We start from the raw sequence: 21,711 nt of genomic DNA on the forward strand, positions 1-21,711 counted from the left end.
TGCTGCCGGATCAGACGAAGAAGTTGCGATACTTCTCGATGATGATCTCCGGCACTTCCTCCTGGATATAGTGCCCGCAGTTCAGGCCTTCGGCGTGCTCGATATTGGTCGCGAAGCTGTGCCAGATATCCATGAACTTCTTGGCGCGGTCCGGACTATGGCCGCGCGCGCCCCAGATCAGCATGAGGGGCAGGTCGGTCTTAGTGTCCTTGTCCGCCATGTCCATGTCGTAGTCGCAGGTCGCCGTCGCCCGGTAGTCATTGCAGGAGCCGGTGATGGTCTTGAGCGTGTAGCAACGGATATATTCGTTGATGGCGAGGTCGGTCAGGAAGCCGAGACCGGTGCCGCCGCGGATCACCATGCGGCTCTTGATGAAGTATTCCGCCGGCACGGCGCTGATCAGCCGCTCGGGGAAGGGCGCCGGCTGCGCCATGAATCCCCAGTGCCACGTGCCCACCACCCAGCTTTTGGTGATGTTGGTCCACACAAAGGAATTGGGGATGATGTCCATCAGGCAGACCTTGCGGATCCGCTCCGGATGGTCGAGGCACAGCCGGTAGGTGGTGCGCCCGCCGCGATCATGGCCGGCGATGAAGAACTTGTCGTAGCCGAACATGTCCATGACATCGATCAGGTCTTCGGACATTGCCCGAAAACTGTAATTGATGTGGTTCTCGCCGGGCTCGGGAAGTGAGCTGTCACCATAGCCGCGCAGGTCAGGAAGGATGACGTGATAATCCTTCGCGAGTTCCGCGGCGACCTTGTACCAGCACACATGGTTCTCGGGATTGCCGTGGACCAGCAGCAAGGGCGGCCCGGAACCGCCATGGCGAAGCCGGATCGTAGCGCCGCGCGTGCGCACTTCCAGATGCTGGAAGCCCGGGAATTGAGCCGCCACCTCCTCGCTGCCCCAGCGGGTCGGATCGCGCCGGTAATCGCCGGGTTCGGCGATCGCCAGGACGTTGGCGTCGCTCGGACTGAACGATTTGGCGATCGCTGGGGCACGTTCAAGGCTGTCGAGAGCCATCTTCTTACCTTTCATCAGGAATTCGAATATAGATTGGCGGCAGAACGCCGCTCTACCCGCTGATAATGCCGAGCTTGGTCAGTATCTCTTTCGTCTTTGCGCGTTCCTCGATAAGGAATTTCTGCATGTCGGCACTGTTCATGTAGTAGTCGCTCCAGAGGTTCTGCTTGGCCAGGTCCTTCCAGGTCTGGCTCTGGCGCATCTTGCTGATGGTGTCTTCCCAGTATTTGATGTTCTGGGGCGACAGGCCCTTCGGAGCGATGAAGCCGCGATAGGAGCTGTAGGCCACGGGAATGCCGAGCTCGCGCAGCGTCGGGATATTGTCGTAAGGCGCCGCCGCGCGCTTCTCGGAGGCGATCGCCGCGCAGCTCAGCTCGCCGCTCTGCTGGTAGGGCGCGTAGGTGGCGAGGCCCGACACCGACACGTCGATATTGTTGCCGAGCAGCGCCACGGTGGATTCACCCGCGGACTTGAACACCGCGGTGCGCAGCTTCTTGATGTCGACGCCGATCGCCTCGGCCAGCAGCGCGATCGCAATGTGGTTCTGGGTGCCGATGGCGGTGGAAAAGCCGAGCCGGACCTGCTCGGGATCCTTCTTCATCTCCTCGACCAGCTGCTGGATGGTCTTGATGCGCCCCTTCGGATTCAGCCCGATGCACAGATCCTCGGTGACGAGCATCGAGAGCGGGGTGAATTCCTCCAGCTTGACGCCCGCGACGTTCTGCAGGTCCGCCGAGATCATCGCCGCCGACATTGGCGAGATATAGGATGGATTGCCGGCAAATCGGTTCATCGAAGCCCAGGCGACGGCGCCGCCGGCACCCGGCCGGTTTTCGACGACGGTCGGCACGGTGACCAGCTTCTCGGCCAGCAGCGTCTTCTCCACCGCGCGGGCGGTAAGGTCGAAGCCGCCGCCCGGCGTGGCGCCGACGATGATCTGGAGCTGCGAGAAAGGCGTATCTGCGGCCTCTACCGGCGCCCCTGCCGCGAGCAATGCAAGGCCGGCTGCGATTACAAGTGACTTCATGGTTCCGCTCCTCCCTGTGATGGCGCTTTTCACGCCTTTTCGACGGCTTCTGTTTCTGCCTTTTCGATTGCTTCTCTGGTGTGCTGGCCGAATTTCGAGATCAGCGGCCCGACAATGGCGGCCAGCAGCAGGATGGCCGAGGCGATGAGCAGCACCGCGACGATTGGATGCGAGACCACGCCCCACCAGCTGCCGCCGGCCAGTGTCAGCGCCTGCCGGGTCGATTGCTCAAGCAAGGGTGACAGCACGAGGCCGAGGATCAGCGGCGTTATCGGATAGGCGAGCCGGCGCATGGCGTAGCCGATGATGCCGAACGCCACCGATATGCCGGTCTCCAGCACGCTGAGATTGATGATGTAGACGCTGGAGATGGCCAGCACGATGATGCCGAGATTGAGCGTCAGCGGCGGCACCTTCAGCAGCCGGACGAAGAAGCCGACCAGTGGGATATTGAGGATGACCAGCACGACATTCGCCACATAGAGGCTGGCGATCACACCCCAGGCGATGTCGGGATGCTGCTCGAACAGTTTCGGGCCGGGCTGGATGCCGTAGATCAGCAGCGCGCCGAGCATCACCGCGGTGGTGCCGGAGCCAGGGATGCCAAGCGTCAGCAACGGCACCATGGCGCCGGAGGCTGCGGCGTTATTCGCCGCCTCCGGCCCGGCGACGCCTTCCGGCGCGCCCTTGCCGAACTCTTCCTTGTGCTTGCTGATACGATACTCGACCGTATACGAGACGAAGGTGGCGATGGTAGCGCCGTGGCCCGGCAGGATGCCGGTGAAGAAGCCGACGAATGAGCCGCGCACCATCGCCCAGCGCGAGCGCACCCATTCCTCGCGCGACATCATCAGGCGGCCGACCTGGGCGAAGGTATCGACCTCGCCATTGTAATAGCGCCGAATGCCTTCCAACGCCTCGGAGATCGAATAAATGCCGACGATGACGGCGATCGAGGAGACACCGTCATAGAGTTCGGCCATTCCGAAGGTGAAGCGGGTGGAGCCGGTCTGCAGATCGATGCCGACCGTGCCGAGCAGCAGGCCGAAGCTGACGACGATCAGCCCCTTGACCACGGTGCCATCAATGAAGGAGGCGGTGCCGACCAGCGACAGCACCATCAGCGCGGAATACTCCGCCGGCCCGAAGCCGACGGCGACGCGCGCGAGATAGGTGGCGAGGAAGGTGAGGCCGAGGATGCTGATGGTGCCGCCGACGAAGGAGGCCACCGCCGATATCACCAGCGCGGCCCCGGCACGGCCCTTGCGGGCCATGGGATGCCCATCGAGCGTCGTCATCACCGAGCCGGCGTCGCCGGGCATGTTGATCAGGATCGAGGAGATCGAGCCGCCATACATGGCGCCGAAATAGATGCCGCTGAACAGGATGAGCGCGGCGGTGGGATTGAGCCCATAGGTGAAGGGCAGCAACAAAGCGATGCCGGCGGGCGGGCCGATGCCGGGCATCATGCCGATCCAGGTGCCCAGCACGCAGCCCAGCGCGATCATGGCGAGATTGGTCGGCGAGGACAGGACTTCGGAGAAGCCGAACATCAGGCCGGAAATGACGCTTCCGTCCATCACAGGCCTCCGAAGATGGTGCCGGTGGGCAGCGCGGTCTGCAGGCCGAAGACGAACAGCAGATAGAAGCAGGCGGCCATGGCCGCGCCGGAGACGATCGCCATCGGCAGCGAGCGGCGTCCGCAGACGAAATAGGCGATGATCGCGAACAGCACGGTCGCCAGCGCATAGCCCAGCAATTCCAGCGTGCCGGCATAAGCGAGCGTCAGCAGCGAGGCGATGATCACCATGCCGAGGCCGGCATGGCCGGTGGGCGCATGGGCAATGAGCTGGTCATGGGCATCGGCCGGTTCGCGCAGCGCGATCCAGCACTGCATGAGCCCGAGCGCCAGGATGAACGAGGACAGCACTATCGGCAGCCATCTCGGCCCCAGCGGGTCGCCGGTCATCGGCTCCTGGATCTGGAAACTGAAATAGAGAAAGAAGGCCGCGACTGCCGTAACGACGGCCGCGCCGCCCAATTCGGCTCGGTTCCCCAGCAATGGATATCTCCTTGACTGGCGTTTCCTCTTGGCAGCATGTTTTCACGCTTTGCCATTATTTATTGGATTATAAGTCGTTAAAATCCAGATCGTCAATCATTGAAGGCGCTTGGCAGATTTCACTTTCCGAGGAAATCCGGCGTTTATCTCAGGCTTCGATGTTCGCCGGTCCGTCGTGATTTTTGATTTTGTTGGCGTAAAAAGATTATCCCGTAGAACGATCTCCATGCCGCCGGCGCTCATGCCGGCGCCATGGCGCCCAGTCGGCTGATCTCCTCGCACAGTGCCTGCGTATAGGCCCTTGTGCCGAGCTTGCCGCCGAGATCAGCGGTGCGCGTCGCCGTGTCGGCGGCGAGCGTATCGACCGCCCGCTCGATCAGTTCCTGCGCCCGGGCGAGGTCGCGGCGGCCATGCTTGCGCGCCAGCCAGCCGAGCAGCATGGCGACAGACAGGATCAGCGATACCGGATTGGCCTTGTCCTGGCCGGCAATGTCGGGGGCGGAGCCATGCTGCGCCTGCGCCATGCAATGCACGTCGCTGGCATTGATCGCGCCGCCGAGGCCGAGGCTGCCGGAAAGCTCGGCCGCCTCGTCGGACAGGATGTCGCCGAACATGTTGGTGGTGACGATGACGTCGTAGCGCTGGGCGTCGCGCACCAGCAGCGCGGCCATCGAGTCGATCAGCTGCTCGTCATAGGCGACGTCCGGGAATTCCTCCGCCAGCTTGCGCACTTCGCGCAGGAACAGCGCCTCCGACACCTTGATGACGTTCACCTTGTGGACCGCGGTGACCTTGCTGCGCCGTTCGCGGGCCAGCTCGAACGCCATCCGCGCGATGCGCGAGGAACCCTGCGCGGTGATCTTGCGCACCGAGAGCGCCATGTCCGGGCTCGGCATGAATTCGCCGATGCCCCAATACATGTTGCGATCGGAATAGAAGCCTTCGGTATTCTCGCGGACGATGACGAGATCCATCGGCGTCCGGCCCCAATGCGGCAGGCCCAGGCGCGACTTGGCCGGTCGGATATTGGCGTAGAGATCGAGCCGCACCCGCAGGTCGGCGGAGAGATTGATGCCGCCTTCTGCGCGCGCCGGGTAGTCGGAATGCGACACCGGGCCGAGGATGATGCCGTCGGCGGCGCGGCACGCTTCCAGCACAGAATCCGGGAAGGTGGTGCCGTCGGCCTTCAGGCGCGCCAGGCCGACCTCATGGGTCTCGTAGCTGAAGCCCAGCGGGATGATCCGGTCGAGATGGTTCAGCACCTCAATCGCAGACGCCGAGATTTCCGGCCCGATGCCGTCGCCGGGAAGTACTGCCAGTTTCATCCATGATCTCCAGCCGCGACCGCCGATGCCAGGTGGGCTACGCGGTTGTCCCGTCGCTATGAGGCGTCAAACATCATGGATTTGTCAATCTAAAAATCCAATTGAGATTGACGGCAACGTCATTCGGGTGAACCTATAGGCTCCACAAATTCAATGATGTGGGGCAGACCGGCGGCGCGATTGCAATTTGCGCGCAATCGTCCGAAAAATTGGCTTTCCTGCGTATCTGTACGCCTATGGGCGAACCGACTTGAAGGCGCCGCTTGCTTTCCTTTATGGAAGCAATCCGTCGTTCGACCGACCTCACGAGAGATGCATGGCCGCCAACCGTCTGACCGAAAGGCTGTCGCACGAAATCCGGAACATGATCCTCGCCGGGGAATTCGCGCCGGACGCCCATCTCAGCACGCAGAAGCTGGCGGACCGCTTCGGCGTATCGCGTTCTCCGGTGCGGGAAGCGCTGCAGAACCTCGCCGAGCAGGGCGCGCTGCTGAAGCATCCCAATCGCGGCTTCTTCGTGCGCGAGACCGCTGGGCCGAGCCCCGAGGAACTGGAGGCCGCGCGCCCGGTCGACGCGCCCGAGAGCTATTATCGCCTCGCCGAGGACTGGCTGAAGGATGCGATACCCGACGAGGTGACGGAGCATTTCCTGCGTACCCGCTATGCCCTCACCAAGTCCGAGCTGATGGACATCCTCAATCGCGCCACCAATGAGGGCTGGGCCGAGCGCAAGCAGGGCTATGGCTGGCGCTTCCTGCCGGTGGCGAAGACGCCGGAAGCACTGGAGCAGATCTATCGCTGCCGCAGCATCATCGAACCTCCCGGGCTATTGGAGCCGACCTTCCAGATCGATTGGGCCGCGCTCAAAGAACAGAAGCGCATCCAGGAAGTGCTGCTCAATGGTGATATCGAGCGCCTGCCGGCCGAGCGGCTGATGACCCTCAATTCGCAGTTCCACGAGGAAATACTGCGCATGTCGGGCAATCCGTTCCTGCACCAGGCGCTGATACGGCTCAACCGTACCCGCAAGCTGCTGGAGTATCGCTCCATGGTGCGGCGCGAGCGGCTGCATCTGCAATGCCGCGAGCATCTGGAAATCATTGGCCTGATCGAGCGCGGCGACAATCTCGACGCCTCGCACTTCATGCGCCGGCATATCGTCGGCGCCATTACCGAGAAGGAGCCGCTGCAGCGCGGCCCGTATCTCACCGGGACCGGCTCTTAAGGCGGCGCACTCGGACGCCGCGGCCTTTGCCGACCAGATCCCTATCTATGGAAGGCGCTCGGCATCTACACCGCGAGCAGCGGGCGCAATTTGGCAATCGCCGAGCGCGGCGAGGTGAGCACCGGCACGGCGATCCGTGCCGCCACCGCCGGCTCGGCCTGCGCCGTGGAGAAGTGCGCCAGCATGACGACATCGACATCGCCCATACCCACTGCTGCCTCGGCGACCAGCCGATTGTGGGTCGCAGCGTCGCCACCGCGCAGCGCATCCATGGCGCCGGCGGCGAGCACCGTCCTAAGCGTCACGGCACATCCCAGCCGATGGGCATCGGCTGCGAACTCCTCCTCCATGCTGGCGACGGCCGGCGGGAAGGTGGCGAGCATGCCGATGCGCGCGCCGGCCGCGAACGCGGTCTCGAACATCGCCTCGTTCGGCTTCAGCACCGGAATGAGGAACTCGCGCGCCGCCTGATCGATGGCGGCGCCGAAGGCCGAGCAGGTATAGAGGATGGCGTCCGCGCCGGTGCGCCTGGCATGGCGGGCGAGATCGACGATCCGGTCGGTCAGTTCTGGCGTCATCTCTTTCGACCGGGCGCGATCGATCGACAGTGAATCGTCCAGCAGATTGGTGAGCTCCGCTTCCGGCCAGTCAGCCGCGAAGGCGGCCTGGATCGGTGCCATCGCCACCGGGGTGGCGTGGATGAGCGCGATGCGGGGGCGGGCTGTCATCTAAAGACCTCAGACGAACAGCGCGACGCCGAAGCGATCGGCTTCCTCGCGCAGTTGCGCCATCACGTCCTCGGTGATCACGATGCCGCGCTGGCGGTTGTCCTGCGCGCGCCGGTCCTCCGGCTCGCCCGGCATCATGATCTCGTCGAAGCCGGCGGCGCGCGGCAACTCCTTCACCCGTGCCGCCAGTTCGTCCATGCGCGGGCCGAAGGCGTCGCCGACGAACAGGCCGGGATCGAGCGCCACCAGGAGATGCCCGACATCCTGCGGCGCCTCGAAATCGAAATACAGGCTGCGCACCTCGCCGCCAAAGGCCGAGCCGGTGAAGACGCCGGCGAGCACGTCCATCATCATCGACAGCGCCGCGCCCTTGGGTCCGCCCATCGGCAGGCATACGCCCTCGAACGCCTTCTTAGCGTCGGTGGTCGGGTTGCCTTCGGCATCGAGCGCGAGGCCCTCAGGGATGGGCTCGCCGCGTTGCGCGGCGAGCCGGATCTTGCCGCGCGCGATCACCGTCATCGCCATGTCCAGCAGATAGCCTGGTCCCGATTGGCCGGGGGCACCGACGGCGAGCGGCGCGGCGCCGAGGAAGACCGAGCGTCCGCCCCACACCGGCAAAGCCGGCGAGGAGGTGGTGAAGGCGAGCCCGATCTGGCCGGCGCGCATCGCCTGCTGCACATAGAGCGCCGCCATGCCGAAATGCGTGCTGCGCTTCACCGCAACGAGGCCGACGCCAAAGGTCTTTGCGATCCCTATCGCCTCTTCCATGGCGCGATGGGCGACGATGAAGCCCATGCCGTCATCGCCGCTCACCAGCCTGGCGACCGGCGTGACCTCCTCGACGGTGATGTCCGGCGTGGGATTGATGACGCCTTCGCGGATTCGGCGCGAATAGATCGGGATGCGGGCGACGCCATGCGAGGCGAGACCGCGCAGGTCCGCCTCGACCAGATCGTCGGCGATGCTGCGCGCATCGGCCTCTGGCAGGCCAAGCCCTGAGAACACCCGCGTGGCGAAATCCGCGACCTTGTCGTGGGGGTAGCGCGGAGCCTCCATGCGTCGGTCCTCTTTGGCGTTTGTGAAAGGGAGATACAACGGAGCCGGCCAACTCTCAATATGAATCGGTTATTGATAGCGAAAAAGCCTATCTTCCGCTCGCCCGGCGAGCTGAGCAACCAAGCCCCAATTCCTCTCGGCCCGGGAGCCACGGCCCTTATGTTGCCTTGGCGGGGAGCGGGCGGGCGTGGTCTTGTGAAGCGCCGCAGCGCGTGGAGGATGTGGTGTCGGTGAATTCCCTGTTCGATCTGAGCGGACGCAAAGCCCTCGTCACCGGCGCCAGCCGCGGCATCGGCCGGGCCATCGCCGAGGCGCTGGCGGCGGCGGGTGCCGATGTGGCGGTCACGGCGCGTGGGGTCACCTCACTCGATGCGGTGCTCGAGGCTGTCAGCGCCGCGGGGCGCAAGGCGGTGCCGGTCGCGCTCGACGTCACCGATGTCGCGCGCTGCCGCGCCGGCGTCGAAGAAGCGGCCGAGCGGCTGGGCGGTCTCGACATCCTCATCAACAATGCCGGCATCGAGCAGGTCTGCCCGTCGCTGGAGGTGGAGGAGGCGCTGTGGGACGGCATTCTCGACACCAATCTGAAGGGTGCCTTTTTCGTGGCGCAGGCGGCGGCGCGGCGCATGAGCCGCGACGGCACCGGCGGCGCCATCATCAATCTGTGCTCGCTCACCTCCGAGGTCGGCATTCCCACAGCGGTGCCCTATGGCTCGTCGAAGACCGGCCTGCTCGGCATGACGCGGGCGCTTGCCGCCGAGTGGGCGCCGCTCGGCATCCGGGTCAACGCCATCGCGCCGGGCTATTTCCGCACCGCCATGACCGAGGTGTTCTACGAGAACGAAGGCTGGCAGGCGGGCATGCTGGCGAAGATCCCGATGCAGCGCTTCGGCGACCTCGATGATCTGCGCGGCGCCGCGATCTTCCTCGCCGCCAATGCCTCCGCCTACATTACGGGCCAGTGCATTGCGGTGGATGGCGGCTTCCTCGCCTCCGTCTGAACGCCTGTCGAATGGGCAGCCGTCGCCGAAGTTTTGGTCTCACGCCCGGGTTCGATATGCCTATACATATTGCCGGTGGACCTTCACGCATTCCGGGGCCTCGCAATGTCCGACGTCTGCAATTTCCATGAACTCGCCACGCTCGACGCCGCTGCGCGGGCAAAGCTGTTGCGACGCTCGGAAGCCGACCTCTCGAGCTTCATGGAGAAGGTGCGCCCCATCATCGAGGCGGTGCGCCTGGAGGGGGACGTCGCGCTTGCCCGGTTCGGCCGCGATCTCGACGGCGCCGCGGTGACGCCCGACACGCTGAAGGCGAGCGAACAGGAGTTCGAGGCCGCCTTCAGCGCGGTGGAGCCGGAGGTGATCGCCTCGATCCGTTACGGCATCGCCAATATCCGCGCCTTCCATGAGGAGCAGCGCCCCGAGCCGATGTGGCTGAAGGAGGTGCGCCCCGGTGCCTTTGCCGGCGACCGCTGGACCCCGATCGATTCCGTGGCGCTCTATGTGCCGCGCGGCAAGGGCGCGTTCCCGTCCGTGACGATGATGACTTCGGTGCCGGCGGTGGTGGCCGGCGTACCCAGCGTGTCCATCGTCACGCCGCCGACGCCGGACGGCTCGGTCGATGCCGCGACGCTGGTCGCCGCCCGGCTCGCCGGGGTCGAGACGGTGTACAAATGCGGCGGCGCGCAGGCGGTGGCGGCGGTGGCCTATGGCACGCAGACGGTCAAGGCCGCGATCAAGATCGTCGGCCCCGGCAGCCCATGGCTGGTGGCGGCGAAGCGCCTGCTCTCCGACGTGATGGATACCGGCCTGCCTGCCGGTCCCTCGGAGGCGCTGATCTTCGCCGATGACAGCATCGACGGCGCGCTCGCGGCGCTTGACCTCTTGATCGAGGCCGAGCACGGCCCGGATTCCTCGGCCTATCTGGTGACGCACAGCCGCCGCGTTGCGGAAGAGGCGCGCGCGGCGCTGCCCGGCCATTGGGCGCGCATGACCGAACAGCGCGTCGGCTTCTCCCGTACCGTGCTTACCGGCCCGTTCGGCGGGATCGTGCTGACGCCCTCGCTGGAGGAGAGCTATCGCTTCGTGAACGACTACGCGCCGGAGCATCTCGAATTGCTCTCGACCGAGCCGTTCGTGCATCTCGGCCGCATCACCAATGCGGCGGAGATTTTGATGGGGCCGCACACACCGGTGACCATCGGCAATTTCGTGCTCGGGCCGAACTGCGTGCTGCCGACCAGCCGCTGGGCGCGCACCTATGGGCCGCTCTCGGTGACGGATTTCCTCAAGCGCTCCTCGGTGGGCTACGTCACCTCCGCGGCTTATCCCGAACTGGCTGGCCACGCCCGCCGGCTCGCGCATTATGAGGGCTTCAGCGCACACGAGAATGCGGTGTCGGAAGTCCGCGACGGGCTGATGGCGCGCAAAAGCTGACGGTGTGAAGAGAGCTGGGCGATGAAGGCGGTGCGTCTCTACAAGGCCGGCGATTTGCGCGTCGAGGAGGTCGCCGCGCCGGGCGACTTGCTCGCAGGCTGGGTGCGCCTCACCGTCACCGCGGCCGGCATTTGCGGCTCGGACCTGCATAATTACCGCACCGGCCAATGGATCACCCGCGCGCCGTCCATCGCCGGGCATGAGCTGACCGGCATCGTCAGCGCCATCCATCCCTCGGTGGAGGGGTTCAAGGTCGGCGACCATGTCGTGGCGGATTCCCGCTTCTGGTGCGGGGCGTGCGCCGCCTGCCGCGCTGGCCGGCAACAGCTGTGTCGCCGCCTCGGCTTCGTCGGCGAGGCCTGCGATGGTGGGTTCGCCGAGGAGATCGTGCTCCCGGCGCGGCTGCTGCTGCCTGTCGCGGCCGGCATCGATCCGGCGGTGGCGGCGATGGCGGAACCGCTCGCCGTGGCACTGCATGCGGTGAGCCGGCTAAGTGCCCGCCCGGGCCAGCCAGTGCTGGTGGTCGGCTGCGGGCCGATCGGTGGCCTCGCCGCACTGGTTCTGGGCAAGCGTCATGGCGGGCCGCTGTTCATTGCCGACCGCAATGCGAACCGCGCGGGCCTCGTCGCCGAGGTGACCGGCGGGCGCGTCGTCGCGCTCGATTCAGCGGTGATCGGCGACACCGATGCCCCCCTCGCCGCCATCGAGGCGACCGGCAATGTCGCGGCGCTCGGTCAGCTGGTCGGGGCAATGGGGGCCGGCGGCACCATTGCCCTGGTCGGCATCTATCATGGAAGCCTGCCGCTCGATCCCAATCTGCTGGTCGAGCGCGAGATCGCGCTCATCGGTTGCCACGCCTTCGCCGATGAGCTGTCGGAGGCGGTCGCCCTGCTCGGCCCGCTCGCCGGCGATCTGGCGCGCCTTGTCGACCGGCAGATCACGCTCGACGAGGTGCCGGCCGCCTATGATCGGCTGATTGCCGGCGAGGCGAGGGGGCTCAAGACCATCGTGCGCCCGTCATGACGGCGCCGAGCCGCACTGCCGAGATCCGCGCGCTCGCCGCGTCCGATGCCGGTGCAGCGGAGCGCCGTCTTGCCGAGCTGTTGCGCGACCTGTTCGGCCTGGAGGCACAGACGGTACGGATCAATCTCGACCGCTACAGCCTCAATTCGCTCAACGGCTTCATCGAGAGCGAGCGAGGGGCCTTCTTCTTCAAGTTCCACCAGGAGGAAGGCGAGGAGGCGATGGCGGGGGAATATTACCGCGCCGACATTCTCGCCAGGGCCGGCCTGCCGGTGGACCAGCCGCTGCACGTCTCCACCTCGCCGGGCGAGCAGATCCTGATCTATCGCCGGCGCCACCAGCCGCGCTTCTCCGACGTGCTGCGCGAGCTCGATCTTGCCGACGACCCGGCGCGTCGGGCCCGGGCGGTGGCGGCCGAGCGGGCGCTCGGGGCGAAGCTCGCCGCGGTCTATCTCGGCACGCTGCATGAAGTCTCGCCGAGCGAGGTTGCGGCCGAGCCGATCCACCGGCTGTTCCATGAGCGGCTGGTGGATCGCCACACCGGGCGCTTCCCCGGCGGGCGGCTGGCGGATTTCTATGTCGGCAAGAGCTTCCGCTTTCCCGGCGTGGTGCTCGACTGGGAGGAATTCGCCGGGCTCGGCTTCGTCATCAATGGCCGGCCTTACAGCCGGACGCTTCGTGAGCTGTTCGCGCGCGCCCATGCCCGGCTCACCCCGGAGCGTTTGGCCGATTGCGGTGGCGTGGTCGCGCATGGCGACGCGCACAACGCCAATGTCTGGTACGAGGAGCGCGAGGGAGGCGCCGCGCTCGCGCTGTTCGATCCGGCCTTCGCCGGCTCCAGCGTGCCGGCGCTGCTGGCCGAGGTGAAGGCGACCTTCCACAACATCTTCGCCCATCCGTTCTGGCTCTACGATCCCGCTCTCGCCACGGAGCGCTTCACGGCCTCGGCCCGCGTCGAGGGGGATCGGCTGATGGTCGAGACCGACTGGGCGCTGTCACCGGTGCGGCGCGATCTGCTCGCCGCCAAGGCGGACAGTGTGTGGCGGCCGCTGCTTGCCACGCTGAAGCAACGCGGCCTGCTGGCGGACGATTGGCGCGAGGTGCTGCGGCTCGCCCTGTTCCTGTGCCCGACGCTGGTGATGAATCTGCGTGCCGGGGCAGCGACGCACACACCGATTTCCTCGCTGATCGGCTTCGCCATTGCGGTGATGGTTGGCTGCCCGCCCGTCGAAGGCAGCGATGTGGTCACCGACTTCCTCGACGCCGTCGATCCCGCTATGCCGGATCGACATTGAGGGGCTGCCGCCATGAAGCTGGTGAATGTCGAGGATGCGCGGCAGGCCGCCCGGCGCCGGCTGCCGCGCATCATGTTCGACTATATCGACGGCGGCGCCTTCGACGAAGAGACGCTGCGCGCCAATCGCCGCGATTTCGGGCGCTGGACGCTGCGCCCCCGGGTGCTGGTCGATGTCTCGCAGCGCGACCTCACCACCCGCTTCCTCGGCGCAGACCACGCCTTGCCCTTCATGCTCGGCCCGGTCGGCTTCCTGGGGCTCTATGCCGGGCACGGCGAAATCGCGGCAGCGCGGGCCGCGCACGCCGCCGGCGTGCCGCTGTGCCTCTCGACCTTCTCCATCGCCTCGCTTGCCGAGCTTCGACACGCGACCAGCGGGCCACTGCACTTCCAGCTCTATGTGCTGAGCGATCGCGCCATCATGGACGAACTGCTCGACCAGGCGCGCGCGGCGGGGATCGACACGCTCTATCTCACCGTTGACACCGCCATCACCTCGGTGCGCGAGCGCGATGTGCGCAACGGCTTTCGCTCGCTGACGCGGGTGGGACCAGGCCTCGCCACGCGGCTGCTCGCCAAGCCCGGCTGGTGCCTCGACATGCTGCGCACTGGGGTGCCGCGGATGGGCGCGCTGGCGCACCGGCCGGAATTCGGCACCGGCGTGCTGGAGCAGGCCGCCAATGTCTCGCGGCGCATCGACACGAAACTGAGCTGGGCCGACGTCGACTGGCTGCGCCAGCGCTGGACCGGCAGACTGGTGCTGAAGGGCATACTCGGAGCCGAGGACGCGGTGCGCTCGCGCGAGGCGGGGGCGGACGCGATCATCGTTTCCAACCATGGCGGCCGCCAGCTCGACGGCGCCCCCTCGACCATCTCGGTGCTGCCGGAGATCGTCGAGGCGGTCGATGGCGGGCTTGAGGTGCTGATCGACAGCGGCTTCCGCCGCGGCGCCGACATCGTCAAGGCCCTCGCGCTCGGCGCGTCGGGTGTGCTGCTGGGGCGGGCCTATGCATATGGGCTGGCCGCGGCCGGGGAGGCGGGGGTCGCGCGGATCATCCGCCACCTCGCGGAAGAGGTGGACATCACGCTGGGGTTGATGGGGCTGCGATCGGTTGGGGAATTGAAGAAGCTGGGGCCGGCGGCGCTGCGGAGGGGTGCGGGGGAGTAGGCATCCGGGCGTTGCAAGCGAGGATGAATGTCTGCGCGACATTTTCTTGCAGCGGGCTTAGCCTATTCCCAGTCGCGGCCGGGGGTCGCGGCAACCAGGGAGGATGAGCATGGCAACGTGGCAACCCGATCCCTCGTTTTATCCCTCGCCGAGGATGGCGGCCAAGGCGCCGAGCGAAAGCCTGGCCTATGTCGCGGCCTTCGATCCGGACCGCAAGAAACCCGACGCAATCGCCGTGGTCGACGTCGACCCGAACTCCGCGAGCTACTCGCGGATCGTCGCACAGGTCGACATGCCGAATGTCGGCGATGAGCTTCATCATTTCGGCTGGAATGCGTGCTCGTCCTGCCTGTGCCCGAACGCCCCGCACCCGCATATGGAACGACGCTATCTCGTCGTGCCGGGCCTTCGCTCTTCACGATTGCACATCATCGACACCAGGCCCGATCCTCGGAACCCGAAGATCGTGAAGGTGATCGAACCCGAAGAAGTCATCGAGAAGGCCGGCTATTCCCGGCTGCATACCATCCACTGCGGACCGGAAGGCATCTACGTCAACGCACTCGGCAATCCCGAAGGCAAGCGGCCCGGCGGGATCTTCCTGCTGGATCCGGAGAGCTTCAATGTCCTCGGCAAATGGGAGATCAATCGAGGTCCTCAGGAGCTGGCTTACGATTTCTGGTGGCACCTCGGCCACGACACGATGGTGACGAGCGAATGGGGAACGCCGGATACTTTCGAGAATGGCCTCGTTCCCGAAATCCTGCTCGGCAGCCAGTACGGACGCCGGCTGCATTTCTGGGATCTGCACACGCGCAAGCATTTGCAGGAAATCGATCTGGGCGAGGAATATCAGCTCGTGTTCGAGCTGCGGCCCGCTCATGATCCGACCAAGGCCTACGGGTTCGTCGGCTGCGTGATCTGCCTGAAGGATCTGTCCTCGTCGATCTGGACCTGGTATCGCGATGGCGACAAGTGGGCGGTCAAGAAGGTCATCGATATTCCCGCCGAGCCAGCCGATGCGGACGACCTGCCGCCATTGCTGAAGGGCTTCAAGGCGGTTCCGCCGCTCGTCACCGATATTGACCTGTCGATGGACGACCGTTTCCTCTACGTGTCGTGCTGGGGCACTGGCGACATGCTGCAATATGACGTGTCGGACCCGATGAACCCGAAGCTCGCCGGCAAGGTCCGCATCGGCGGCATCGTCTCGAAGGCGTCCCATCCCAAGGCACCGAACGGTGCGCTCAATGGCGGCCCGCAAATGGTCGAGATCAGCCGGGATGGCAAGCGGGTCTATTTCACCAACTCGCTTTATGGCGCGATCGACCCGCAATTCTATCCCGAGGGTATCGACGGCTGGATGGTGAAACTGGATGTCGGCGAGAATGGCGGCATCCAATTCGACGAACGCTTCTTCGTCGACTGGCCAAAAGGGCATCGTCCTCACCAGGTGCGCCTGGAAGGCGGCGATTGCTCGTCGGATTCCTATTGCTACCCGTAATGCAGCGGGTCGCGTAGTCGGTCACGGCCGATGACGGATATATCGCCCTGGCTCGTGCTCGCCGGCCTTGGCGCATTCCATGGCATCAACCCTGCCATGGGCTGGTTGTTCGCGGTCGCGCTCGGGTTCAACCGGCGCAGCCGGCGGGTGGTGTGGCTGTCACTCATCCCGATCGCTGTGGGACACGCGATTTCGATCGCCGTCGTCGTCGCCGCGGTCGTGATGCTCGGAACCGTTCTGGATCGACGCTTTCTTGATCCGGCTGCCGGAATCGTGCTCCTGGGCTGGGCCTGCTATTACGCGCTTTACGGCCATCGCCACCGGGTGCGGGTCGGCATGCAGACCGGCATGGTCGGACTTGGGCTGTGGTCGTTCATGATGGCGACCGGCCATGGCGCTGGCCTGATGCTGGTCCCGGTCATCATCCCGCTATGCCTCTCGGCCTCCCCGGCGCAGGACCTGATGGCGGCGGGATCCTTGCCGATTTCTCTTGCGGCCGTGGCCGTGCATACCGGCGCGATGCTTGTCGTGACAGCCGCAATAGCGGGTCTGGTCTATGAATGGCTGGGCCTGGCGTTTCTGCGTCGTGGATGGATCAATCTCGATCTGATCTGGGTGGCGACGCTGGCAGCCACTGGTCTAATCCTCATTTTGTGATGGTCGTCGAGTAGGGGGCGAGCCCGGTCTCTCAATCGCCTTCCCTCCTCGGAACAGAAAAAGTATCCTGCGCTCATAGAAGAACACTTATACCCCACCAGGGAGGCGTAGTATGCACAGGTTAATCTCCGCGATATGCGGGTTGATCTTCAGTGTCTCGCTTGTTCTTTTTTATGGGCAGCCGGCCGCGTCGGCCGAGACGAACCTGCAAGGCAACTGGACGGCGACAAAGGCGGAGCGCGACGGCAAGGCGGCCGAGGACGTTGTCGGACATCGACTCGCTTTCACCGGCAACCGCTTCCACATCCAGTCCAGGGACGGCAAGCTCGTCTATGCTGGATCGGTCCGCATGGATGCGAACGTGAAGCCCGCGGCCATCGACTTCGAGAATACCGAAGGCACCGCAAAAGGGCAGGCGTGGAAGGGAATCTACGCGCTGGACGGCGACACGTTGACGATCGTCGACAACGCTCCGGACCCGAAGAAAGCCCGGCCACCCGCGTTCGAGGCCAAGAGCGGATCGGGCTATGTCCTCATCACGTTCAAGCGCGCGAAGCCCTGAACGACGCTAGCCGGACTGGCCTGGCGATGCCCGCCCGGCAGGCGGGCCGTGCCCGGACAGCGCATACCTCACGGTATTGCTTCCCTTCCCCCGCGCCCTAGTTCCCCTCGCGGGGGAACGATCTCGCGTGTCCCGCGTGGTGGCTCAGGAGGCCGGCGCGCGGGAACTTCGACGCGGGTCATGAGCTTTTCCGGGCAGGGGAACCAGAAATGAGCGCCTTCATCCCAACGCCTCGCTTGCGGCTCGCCCTGATCTCGCGGCTCGCCATGATCTCGCGGCTCGCCCTGATCATGTGGGCCGGCGGCATTCTCGCTCTGCCCGTCTGTGACATGGCGCACGCCCAATCGCCCACAGTTCCAGCGCAGCCGGCGGCTCCTGCGACGCCCACGGCACAGCAACCGGTCACCACGACCCAGCCACCTCCTGCACCGCAGCCGGCCGCGCCGGCGCAAGCGAACGCGCCCGATGCGGCCAAGGCGCAGAAGACCATGGGCACGCCGGCGGTGGTCATCGATGGCGATACCGCCGACACGCTGCTCGGCAAGCCGGTGGAGAGCGCGGACGGCGAGGATATGGGGCGCATCGTCGATGTCATCGTCGACCGCGCCGGGACAACCCGTGCCGCGATCATCGATTTCGGTGGGTTCCTTGGGGTGGGCAGCCGTCAGATCGCGGTGGACTGGCGGGTGCTGCATTTCGCCAAGGAGAATATGGATCGCGTCGTCGCCGAACTCTCGCGTGACCAGTTGCGGGTGGCGCCGATCTACAAGCCCGGCGAGCCGGTCGTCGTCGTCGGCCGTGCCGACGCGATGCCGGCGCCCCCCACCGCGACGGCGGCAGCCGCGCCCACGGCTGGCACGACCACCGCGCCGCCCCCGCCGGCAACGCCCGCCGCGATGCCATCGACTTCGCCGCCGACTTCGCCCTCCACCTCGCCACCCGCGCCGGCGACCCCGGTTCCAGTACCGAATCCGTAATGACGACGGACGCGGTGGAGCGGGCGACAGGGGGCACAGAGCGTCATCGGTTTCAAGCCGAGAACCTCGGCGGGGCGGGCGACGGCCGCGCCCACCCGGTCTCCGCGCGCAGCCGTCGCAGCCTCGACTGGTTCGTGTTCTTCGTCGCCGACGTGCAGACCGGGTTCGGTGCGTTCGTCGCCGTGTATCTCACATCGCAGAAATGGACGCAGGTCGACATCGGGCTGGTCCTGACCATCAGCGGCCTGGTCAGCCTGATCGGCCAGATCCCGATGGGTGCGCTGGTCGATCGCATCCGCTCGCTGCGCATGGCGGCGGCGATCTCCCTGGTCATCATCGGCCTCAGCGCCGTTGCCTTCGCGCTCTGGCCGATCTTCCCGGTGGTACTCGCCTCCCGTATCCTTCATGCGGCGGCGAGCCTGGTGCTCGGCCTGGCTCTGGTTTCGCTCAGCCTCGCTCTGGTCGGCGAGCGCGGCATCAGCGAGCGGCTGGGGCGCAATGCCGCCTTCGCCTCGGCAGGCACCGGCATCGCCGCCGCAGTGATGGGTGCGACCGGCTATTATCTGTCGAACCATGCGGTGTTCCTGCTGGCGGCCGCCTTGGTGATACCGGCGATCATCTGCGTGCTGCGGATCCGGCCTGCGGAGATCGACCTCGCGACCATCCGGCGGCCCACCACGGCGCCAGGCCGGACCGGTTTCCCGGCCGCCGGGCTCATCGAACTCGCCCGCAACCGGACGCTCGTCATCTTTGCCGCCTGCGTGGTGATGTTCCATCTCGCGAATGCGGCGATGCTGCCGCTGGCGGCGAGCATGCTCACGCTGCGCTCGTCACAGTCCGCCACCATCATCGTCGCCGCGGCGATCGTGGTGCCGCAATTCACGGTGACGGTGCTCTCGCCCTTCGTCGGCCACTTCGCGTCGCGCTGGGGACGGCGGCCACTGCTCATCATCGGCTTCGCCGCGCTCGCGATGCGCGGCCTGCTGTTCGCGCTGGTCGGGGATCCGCAATTGCTGGTGCTGGTGCAGATCCTCGACGGCGCCTCCGCGGCGGCGTTGGGCGTGCTGGTGCCGCTCACCATTGCCGATCTCACCCGGGGCAGCGGGCATTTCAATCTCGCGCAAGGGGCCGTCGGCTGCGCCATGGGCATCGGCGCTTCCATCAGCACCACGCTCGCCGGCTATGTCGCCGACTCCTTCGGCAGCTATAGCGCCTTCGCCACGCTCGCGGTGCTGGCAGCGATCGGGCTACTGCTCGTCACGCTGGCCATGCCGGAAACCAAAGCATTCTCAGCAAAAGTTGAATGACTTTTGGAGTAAAAAGGTTATTTCGACTGCAGCTTGCGCAGCATTTTCTCGTCTCTAGGATGAAATCATTCGCGCGGGCCGGAGTATGGACCGCGGCAATCCGGCACGCCGCCAGCGCCAAGCCCTTGATTTTATTAACGCTGACCTGAATACCTCACCACGCGCCATTGGAAATACATGATTTCGCCGCCGGCCGCGCGCATTCGGTTGATCATCTGCGATGCAACGAATCGCCAGGTTCGCAGTTAAAATCGCGGCACCGAGCAAAGAAGCGCCCGGTACCGTCCCTGACCGTCCTCTCGATCAGCCCATCGGAGAACTCGTCTTGGAGCGCAATGCAGACATCGGCTGGGTGCTTCCCGCCGGCATTCCCCGCGCCACGCCGGCAACGCCGCTGGTGAACCGGCAGCCCACCTCCACCCGCGCCGACGATCTCTGCCACTACGCCGACAGGCCCATCGCATTCCTGCTGCGCTATCTGCGCCGGAGGCCGATCGCCCATACGGTGATCCTGGTCGCGGTGCTTGGCGCGGTGGCGTGCTCGGTGAGCACGCAATACGGCGTGAAATTCCTGGTGGACACCTTGTCCGCCGGGCCGGCTGCCGTCGGCAGTGGGCAGGCGACCCATCCCTGGATCGCCTTCGTCCTGCTCGTCTCCCTCGTCTCGGCCGACAATCTGCTGTGGCGGGTTGCCAGCTGGCGGGCGAGCTCGACCTTCGTCGGCGTCACCGGCGATCTGCGCTCCGACCTGTTTCGGCACCTCACCGGCCACTCGCCGGACTATTTTGCCGACCGCTTGCCCGGGGTGCTGACCAGCCGCATTACCGCGACCTCGAACGCCGTGTTCCAGATCGAGAACATGTTCGTCTGGAATGTGCTGCCGCCGCTGGTCGCCACCATTGGCGCCATAGCCTTCCTGACCATGGTCAGCGGCGAGATGGCGGGCGTGCTCGTCGTGGTCGCGGCCGCCGTCATGCTAGTGATGTTCAGGATCGCCGCCGCGGGTCGGCCCCTGCATCACGCATTCGCCGACAAGGCCGCGGCGGTCGATGGCCAGATGGTCGACGTTATCGGCAACATGGCACTGGTGCGGGCGTTCGGCGGCATCGCCCGCGAGCACTCCCGCTTCGATTCGACGGTGACCGAGGAGATGACGGCGCGCCGGCGCAGCCTGCTCTATCTGGAGAAGCTGCGCCTCATCCACGCCCTCGTCGTCGTGGTCATGACATTGGCGCTGCTCGCCTGGGCGATCAGCCTGTGGCAGGCCGGCCGGGCAACGACCGGCGACGTGGTGCTGGTTTGCACTCTCGGTCTCTCGGTGCTGAGCGCCACGCGCGACCTCGCGGTGGCGCTGGTCGATGTCACCCAGCACATGGCGCGTCTGTCCGAAGCGCTGGCGACGCTGCTTTCTCCGCACGAGCTCGAGGACCATCCGCAGGCGTCCGCCTTGGTGCCCAACGGCGCGCGCATCCGCTTCGAGAACATCTCGTTCGGCTATCGCGACGGCAAGCAGGTGTTCGATCATTTTGACCTGGAGATCGAGCCCGGCCAGCGCGTCGGCCTGGTGGGTCCGTCGGGCGGCGGCAAGTCGACCCTGATCGCGCTGCTGCAGCGCTTCTACCATGTGAAGAGCGGGCGCATCCTCATCGACGGCCACGACATTGCGCGGGCCACCGAGGAGAGCCTGCGTCATGCCATCGCCGTGGTGCCACAGGACACGGCACTGCTGAACCGCACGTTGCTGGAAAATATCCGCTATGGCCGGCCCGATGCGACGGATGCCGAGGTCTGGGAGGCGGCGAAGGCGGCACGCTGCGAACCCTTCATCAAGAACCTGCCACATGGCATGAATACCGTGGTCGGCGACCGTGGCGTCAAGCTTTCCGGCGGCCAGCGCCAGCGTATCGCCATCGCTCGTGCCTTTCTCAAGGATGCGCCGCTGCTGATACTGGACGAGGCGACGTCCGCACTCGACAGCGAGGCGGAAGATGCGATCCGCGAAGCCCTTAGCCAGCTCTTCACCGGACGCACCGTCATCGCGGTCGCCCACCGGCTGTCGACGATCCGGGACTTCGACCGCGTCGTCATGCTGCGCGACGGCAAGCTGGCGGAGGACGGGCCGCCCCAGGTCGTGCTGAAGAGCGCCGGCATGTATCACACGCTGGTCAGCCACGAGGCGACCCGGCTGTGCGAGGAGATGGGCGCGGGAATGGCGCACCCTTAGAGCCCTTTCCGTTCGGATGGAACCATCCGAACGACACATGAGTGCTCTAGATTCAATCGACTGGAGCAACTCCTCTTCGATCAGATGATTCCATCTGATTGGGAAATGCT

The 21,711-nt window shown here is 65.8% G+C and carries 19 protein-coding genes; 12 read left to right on the plus strand and 7 right to left on the minus strand.

The window, feature by feature from the left end:
- Positions 1–10: 10 nt before the first annotated feature.
- From G3545_RS20470 to G3545_RS20490, 5 genes are all read right to left on the minus strand, one after another.
- A complete protein-coding gene (locus tag G3545_RS20470) occupies positions 11–1,042 on the minus strand; it encodes an alpha/beta hydrolase (protein WP_170015146.1) in 1,032 nt (343 codons plus the stop codon).
- Positions 1,043–1,079: 37 nt separating this feature from the next.
- Positions 1,080–2,054, minus strand: coding sequence for a tripartite tricarboxylate transporter substrate binding protein (locus tag G3545_RS20475; protein ID WP_170015148.1), 975 nt, complete (start codon positions 2,052–2,054; stop codon positions 1,080–1,082).
- Between the two features lie 29 nt (positions 2,055–2,083).
- The gene (locus G3545_RS20480) at positions 2,084–3,634 is read right to left on the minus strand and encodes a tripartite tricarboxylate transporter permease (protein WP_246702497.1); all 1,551 of its coding nucleotides are present in this window, start codon (positions 3,632–3,634) and stop codon (positions 2,084–2,086) included.
- Positions 3,634–4,116, minus strand: coding sequence for a tripartite tricarboxylate transporter TctB family protein (locus tag G3545_RS20485; RefSeq protein WP_170015150.1), 483 nt, complete (start codon positions 4,114–4,116; stop codon positions 3,634–3,636). Before G3545_RS20485 ends, G3545_RS20480 begins: the two co-directional genes overlap by 1 nt.
- A gap of 239 nt (positions 4,117–4,355) precedes the next feature.
- Entirely contained in the window at positions 4,356–5,441 is a 1,086-nt protein-coding gene (locus G3545_RS20490; RefSeq protein ID WP_170015152.1) for an isocitrate/isopropylmalate dehydrogenase family protein, read from the minus strand.
- A gap of 316 nt (positions 5,442–5,757) precedes the next feature.
- Here G3545_RS20490 and G3545_RS20495 point away from each other — a divergent pair, with 316 nt between their 5' ends.
- On the plus strand, positions 5,758–6,666 hold the full coding sequence (locus G3545_RS20495) for a GntR family transcriptional regulator (RefSeq protein WP_170015154.1): 909 nt from the start codon (positions 5,758–5,760) through the stop codon (positions 6,664–6,666).
- Between the two features lie 65 nt (positions 6,667–6,731).
- On the opposite strand, the gene G3545_RS20500 is transcribed toward G3545_RS20495, so the two are convergent.
- Both G3545_RS20500 and G3545_RS20505 read right to left on the minus strand, forming a co-directional pair.
- On the minus strand, positions 6,732–7,394 hold the full coding sequence (locus tag G3545_RS20500) for an aspartate/glutamate racemase family protein (protein ID WP_170015156.1): 663 nt from the start codon (positions 7,392–7,394) through the stop codon (positions 6,732–6,734).
- Positions 7,395–7,403: 9 nt separating this feature from the next.
- The gene (locus tag G3545_RS20505; protein WP_170015159.1) at positions 7,404–8,450 is read right to left on the minus strand and encodes an Ldh family oxidoreductase; all 1,047 of its coding nucleotides are present in this window, start codon (positions 8,448–8,450) and stop codon (positions 7,404–7,406) included.
- Positions 8,451–8,674: 224 nt separating this feature from the next.
- Between G3545_RS20505 and G3545_RS20510 the strand changes: the two genes are divergently transcribed.
- The 11 genes from G3545_RS20510 (at position 8,675) to G3545_RS20560 (ending at position 21,601) form a co-directional block, all read left to right on the plus strand.
- Entirely contained in the window at positions 8,675–9,448 is a 774-nt protein-coding gene (locus G3545_RS20510; RefSeq protein ID WP_170015161.1) for a glucose 1-dehydrogenase, read from the plus strand.
- A gap of 105 nt (positions 9,449–9,553) precedes the next feature.
- Positions 9,554–10,885, plus strand: a complete 1,332-nt coding sequence (hisD, locus tag G3545_RS20515) for a histidinol dehydrogenase (protein WP_170015163.1) — start codon at positions 9,554–9,556, stop codon at positions 10,883–10,885.
- A gap of 21 nt (positions 10,886–10,906) precedes the next feature.
- A complete protein-coding gene (locus G3545_RS20520) occupies positions 10,907–11,908 on the plus strand; it encodes an alcohol dehydrogenase catalytic domain-containing protein (protein WP_170015165.1) in 1,002 nt (333 codons plus the stop codon).
- Entirely contained in the window at positions 11,905–13,203 is a 1,299-nt protein-coding gene (locus G3545_RS20525; RefSeq protein WP_170015167.1) for a phosphotransferase, read from the plus strand. The genes G3545_RS20520 and G3545_RS20525 overlap by 4 nt, the downstream gene beginning before the upstream one ends.
- Positions 13,204–13,215: 12 nt before the next feature.
- Positions 13,216–14,370 (plus strand): alpha-hydroxy acid oxidase, encoded by a 1,155-nt coding sequence (locus G3545_RS20530; protein WP_170015169.1) that lies wholly within the window; start codon positions 13,216–13,218, stop codon positions 14,368–14,370.
- 109 nt (positions 14,371–14,479) lie between these two features.
- Positions 14,480–15,874, plus strand: coding sequence for a selenium-binding family protein (locus G3545_RS20535; protein ID WP_170015171.1), 1,395 nt, complete (start codon positions 14,480–14,482; stop codon positions 15,872–15,874).
- A gap of 30 nt (positions 15,875–15,904) precedes the next feature.
- A complete protein-coding gene (locus G3545_RS20540; RefSeq protein WP_170015173.1) occupies positions 15,905–16,531 on the plus strand; it encodes a hypothetical protein in 627 nt (208 codons plus the stop codon).
- A gap of 142 nt (positions 16,532–16,673) precedes the next feature.
- Positions 16,674–17,093, plus strand: coding sequence for a TIGR03067 domain-containing protein (locus G3545_RS20545; protein ID WP_170015175.1), 420 nt, complete (start codon positions 16,674–16,676; stop codon positions 17,091–17,093).
- A 209-nt stretch (positions 17,094–17,302) separates the two neighbouring features.
- On the plus strand, positions 17,303–18,070 hold the full coding sequence (locus G3545_RS20550) for a PRC-barrel domain-containing protein (protein WP_246702498.1): 768 nt from the start codon (positions 17,303–17,305) through the stop codon (positions 18,068–18,070).
- Entirely contained in the window at positions 18,070–19,377 is a 1,308-nt protein-coding gene (locus G3545_RS20555; RefSeq protein ID WP_170015177.1) for an MFS transporter, read from the plus strand. Before G3545_RS20550 ends, G3545_RS20555 begins: the two co-directional genes overlap by 1 nt.
- 469 nt (positions 19,378–19,846) lie before the next feature.
- The gene (locus G3545_RS20560) at positions 19,847–21,601 is read left to right on the plus strand and encodes an ABC transporter ATP-binding protein (protein ID WP_246702926.1); all 1,755 of its coding nucleotides are present in this window, start codon (positions 19,847–19,849) and stop codon (positions 21,599–21,601) included.
- The last annotated feature ends 110 nt before the right edge of the window (positions 21,602–21,711 follow it).

The sequence above is a fragment of the Starkeya sp. ORNL1 genome, assembly GCF_012971745.1.
Taxonomy (GTDB): Bacteria; Pseudomonadota; Alphaproteobacteria; order Rhizobiales; family Xanthobacteraceae; genus Ancylobacter.